Raw genomic sequence first — 5337 nt, forward strand, 5'->3', positions numbered from 1 at the left:
GGAGTGTGTGGTGTAAGTTATCGGCCTATTAGTACCGGTCAGCTTCACGAGTCGTTAGTCCTCGCTTCCACATCCGGCCTATCAACCCAGTGGTCTGGCTGGGGGCCTCTCACACACAAGGTGTATGGAAATCTCATCTCGAAGCGAGCTTCCCGCTTAGATGCTTTCAGCGGTTATCCCATCCGAACGTAGCTAATCAGCGGTGCACTTGGCAGTACAACTGACACACCAGAGGTTCGTCCGTCCCGGTCCTCTCGTACTAAGGACAGCCCTTCTCAAATTTCCTGCGCGCGCAGCGGATAGGGACCGAACTGTCTCACGACGTTCTAAACCCAGCTCGCGTACCGCTTTAATGGGCGAACAGCCCAACCCTTGGGACCTACTCCAGCCCCAGGATGCGACGAGCCGACATCGAGGTGCCAAACCATGCCGTCGATATGGACTCTTGGGCAAGATCAGCCTGTTATCCCCGAGGTACCTTTTATCCGTTGAGCGACGGCCATTCCACAATGTACCGCCGGATCACTAGTCCCGACTTTCGTCCCTGCTCGAGATGTCTCTCTCACAGTCAAGCTCCCTTGTGCACTTACACTCGACACCTGATTGCCAACCAGGCTGAGGGAACCTTTGGGCGCCTCCGTTACTTTTTAGGAGGCAACCGCCCCAGTTAAACTACCCATCAGGCACTGTCCCTGACCCGGATTACGGGCCGAAGTTAGATGTCCAAAGTGACCAGAGTGGTATTTCAACGATGACTCCACCCGAACTGGCGTCCGGGCTTCAACGTCTCCCACCTATCCTACACAAGCCACTCCGAACACCAATACCAAACTATAGTAAAGGTCTCGGGGTCTTTCCGTCCTGCTGCGCGTAACGAGCATCTTTACTCGTACTGCAATTTCGCCGAGTTTATGGTTGAGACAGCGGGGAAGTCGTTACTCCATTCGTGCAGGTCGGAACTTACCCGACAAGGAATTTCGCTACCTTAGGATGGTTATAGTTACCACCGCCGTTTACTGGGGCTTAAATTCTCAGCTTCGCCTTGCGGCTAACCGGTCCTCTTAACCTTCCAGCACCGGGCAGGAGTCAGTCCGTATACATCGTCTTGCGACTTCGCACGGACCTGTGTTTTTAGTAAACAGTCGCTTCCCCCTGGTCTCTGCGGCCCCTGCACGCTCCGGACAGCTTGTGTCCATCACGATGGGGGCCCCCCTTCTCCCGAAGTTACGGGGGCATTTTGCCGAGTTCCTTAACCATAATTCTCTCGATCGCCTTAGTATTCTCTACCTGATCACCTGTGTCGGTTTGGGGTACGGGCGGCTAAAACCTCGCGTCGATGCTTTTCTAGGCAGCATAGGATCACCGAATCCCCCCATACGGGGGTCCCGTCGGGTCTCAGGCATCATGAACGGCGGATTTGCCTACCGTTCGCCCTACATCCTTAGACCGGGACAACCATCGCCCGGCTCGGCTACCTTCCTGCGTCACACCTGTTAATACGCTTGCCTCCCAGGATCAGGTCCCGCGCTCCACCAAAACCCTCACACCACAAGGGTGATCGGGCAGGTCTCGGGCGGTTAGTATCCCCTGTTCAGCATGGGCGGTTTTTCGCCGGTACGGGAATATCAACCCGTTGTCCATCGACTACGCCTGTCGGCCTCGCCTTAGGTCCCGACTTACCCAGGGCAGATTAGCTTGACCCTGGAACCCTTGATCATTCGGCGGACGGGTTTCTCACCCGTCTTTCGCTACTCATGCCTGCATTCTCACTCGTGTAGGCTCCACCGCTGGTTTACACCGCGACTTCACTGCCCACACGACGCTCCCCTACCCATCCAGACGCCTGAACCACAAGGGCTTAGCTAATATCTGAATGCCACAACTTCGGCGGTGTACTTGAGCCCCGCTACATTGTCGGCGCGGAATCACTTGACCAGTGAGCTATTACGCACTCTTTTAAGGATGGCTGCTTCTAAGCCAACCTCCTGGTTGTCTTCGCAACTCCACATCCTTTCCCACTTAGCACACGCTTAGGGGCCTTAGTTGGTGGTCTGGGCTGTTTCCCTCTCGACTATGAAGCTTATCCCCCACAGTCTCACTGCTGCGCTCTCACTTACCGGCATTCGGAGTTTGGCTGACGTCAGTAACCTTGTAGGGCCCATTAGCCATCCAGTAGCTCTACCTCCGGTAAGAAACACGCAACGCTGCACCTAAATGCATTTCGGGGAGAACCAGCTATCACGAAGTTTGATTGGCCTTTCACCCCTACCCACAGCTCATCCCCTCCATTTTCAACTGAAGTGGGTTCGGTCCTCCACGACGTCTTACCGTCGCTTCAACCTGGCCATGGGTAGATCACTTCGCTTCGGGTCTAGATCACGCCACTGCAACGCCCTGTTCAGACTCGCTTTCGCTACGGCTTCCCCACACGGGTTAACCTCGCGACGTAACACTAACTCGCAGGCTCATTCTTCAAAAGGCACGCCGTCACAACTACAAGGTTGCTCCGACGGATTGTAAGCACACGGTTTCAGGTACTGTTTCACTCCCCTCCCGGGGTACTTTTCACCTTTCCCTCACGGTACTGGTCCGCTATCGGTCATTAGGGAGTATTTAGGCTTATCAGGTGGTCCTGACAGATTCGCACGGGATTTCTCGGGCCCCGTGCTACTTGGGATACTTCCCAGGCGGCACACTACATTTCGGTTACGGGGCTCACACCCTCTCTGGCCGGCCTTTCAAGACCGTTCACCTATGCACATGCTCTCACCCCACTGTCCCGGCAGAGACAGAACGGAAAGTCCCACAACCCCGACCATGCAACGCCCGCCGGCTATCACACATGGAACGGTTTAGCCTGATCCGCGTTCGCTCGCCACTACTGACGGAATCACTATTGTTTTCTCTTCCTGCGGGTACTGAGATGTTTCACTTCCCCGCGTTCCCTCCACGCACCCTATGTGTTCAGATGCGGGTCACCAGATCACTCGCGCGTCTGGCGGGGTTTCCCCATTCGGACACCCTGGGATCACAGTCCGGTTATCGACTCCCCCAGGCTTATCGCAGATTCCTACGTCCTTCTTCGGCTCCTAATGCCAAGGCATCCACCGTGTGCTCTTAAAAACTTGACCACAAAAGATCAAGGAGTAATTTTCGAGAGAACCATGAAACCGTCCCCACACCCGAAGGCATGGAACCAGATCCAGGTTCATATTCTTGGAAATTGCTTCTTATAAAAGATGCTCGCGTCCACTATGTAGTTCTCAAACAACAACCCCGTACCACACACCCCACACACCCGGACCCCCGAAAGGACCCRCACRRTGCATGCTCGCTGCAGCCGGGAAACCAGAAACACAAGTCCCGGAAGAAAGTCACCCTCCCCCCGGYCCTGTTGTCTCAGGACCCAACAGTGTGCCAAACACTAAACCGCACAACCCRGGCCCCCACCGTTCCAGGACACTCAAAAGCATCCGTACTGGGCAAGGACCAAACCATGCGGCCGCTATTTGCTGATATTCCACCCGTGAGCACCCGCCGCAGAACTTACGTCTGCGCAACGGGCGTACTCCTGACAACCCCGACACACCCACATACATGAGGCACGGTGATTGTAGGCGCTCCTTAGAAAGGAGGTGATCCAGCCGCACCTTCCGGTACGGCTACCTTGTTACGACTTAGTCCCAATCGCCAGTCCCACCTTCGACAGCTCCCTCCCACAAGGGGTTAGGCCACCGGCTTCGGGTGTTACCAACTTTCGTGACTTGACGGGCGGTGTGTACAAGGCCCGGGAACGTATTCACCGCAGCGTTGCTGATCTGCGATTACTAGCGACTCCGACTTCATGGGGTCGAGTTGCAGACCCCAATCCGAACTGAGACCGGCTTTTTGGGATTAGCTCCACCTCACAGTATCGCAACCCTTTGTACCGGCCATTGTAGCATGCGTGAAGCCCAAGACATAAGGGGCATGATGATTTGACGTCGTCCCCACCTTCCTCCGAGTTGACCCCGGCAGTCTCCCATGAGTCCCCGCCATTACGCGCTGGCAACATGGAACGAGGGTTGCGCTCGTTGCGGGACTTAACCCAACATCTCACGACACGAGCTGACGACAACCATGCACCACCTGTGAACCGGCCCCAAAGGGGAAGGACTGTTTCCAGCCCGGTCCGGTCCATGTCAAGCCTTGGTAAGGTTCTTCGCGTTGCATCGAATTAATCCGCATGCTCCGCCGCTTGTGCGGGCCCCCGTCAATTCCTTTGAGTTTTAGCCTTGCGGCCGTACTCCCCAGGCGGGGCACTTAATGCGTTAGCTACGGCGCGGAAAACGTGGAATGTCCCCCACACCTAGTGCCCAACGTTTACGGCATGGACTACCAGGGTATCTAATCCTGTTCGCTCCCCATGCTTTCGCTCCTCAGCGTCAGTTAATGCCCAGAGACCTGCCTTCGCCATCGGTGTTCCTCCTGATATCTGCGCATTTCACCGCTACACCAGGAATTCCAGTCTCCCCTACATCACTCTAGTCTGCCCGTACCCACCGCAGATCCGGAGTTGAGCCCCGGACTTTCACGGCAGACGCGACAAACCGCCTACGAGCTCTTTACGCCCAATAATTCCGGATAACGCTTGCGCCCTACGTATTACCGCGGCTGCTGGCACGTAGTTAGCCGGCGCTTCTTCTGCAGGTACCGTCACTTTCGCTTCTTCCCTACTGAAAGAGGTTTACAACCCGAAGGCCGTCATCCCTCACGCGGCGTCGCTGCATCAGGCTTGCGCCCATTGTGCAATATTCCCCACTGCTGCCTCCCGTAGGAGTCTGGGCCGTGTCTCAGTCCCAGTGTGGCCGGTCACCCTCTCAGGCCGGCTACCCGTCGTCGCCTTGGTGAGCCATTACCTCACCAACAAGCTGATAGGCCGCGAGTCCATCCAAAACCACAATAAAGCTTTCCACCCCCCACCATGCGATGAGGAGTCATATCCGGTATTAGACCCAGTTTCCCAGGCTTATCCCAGAGTTAAGGGCAGGTTACTCACGTGTTACTCACCCGTTCGCCACTAATCCCCGGTGCAAGCACCGGATCATCGTTCGACTTGCATGTGTTAAGCACGCCGCCAGCGTTCATCCTGAGCCAGGATCAAACTCTCCGTTGAAGTAAAACAGACACACCATGCAACCCCGGGAAAACGGGATAAACACAATGCACAAAATTTGAAACCAGCTAAAAACACCGRACCCAACCACGGGGTGGCAGGCCCGGCACAATCAACCAATTCAATACAAAATTGGTATCAACAAACTTGGCACACTATTGAGTTCTCAAACAACAGACACA

Annotated in this window: 2 rRNA genes; both read right to left on the reverse strand. The window is 55.5% G+C overall.

Features of this window, described 5'->3' with window-relative positions:
• Positions 1 to 7: 7 nt before the first annotated feature.
• A 23S ribosomal RNA gene (locus tag AC1DBL_RS16685) occupies positions 8 to 3131 on the reverse strand.
• Positions 3132 to 3628: 497 nt separating this feature from the next.
• A 16S ribosomal RNA gene (locus tag AC1DBL_RS16690) occupies positions 3629 to 5155 on the reverse strand.
• Together the 16S and 23S rRNA genes form the textbook arrangement of a ribosomal RNA operon.
• Positions 5156 to 5337: the final 182 nt, after the last annotated feature.

The organism is Arthrobacter sp. 10T44 (genome assembly GCF_056393885.1).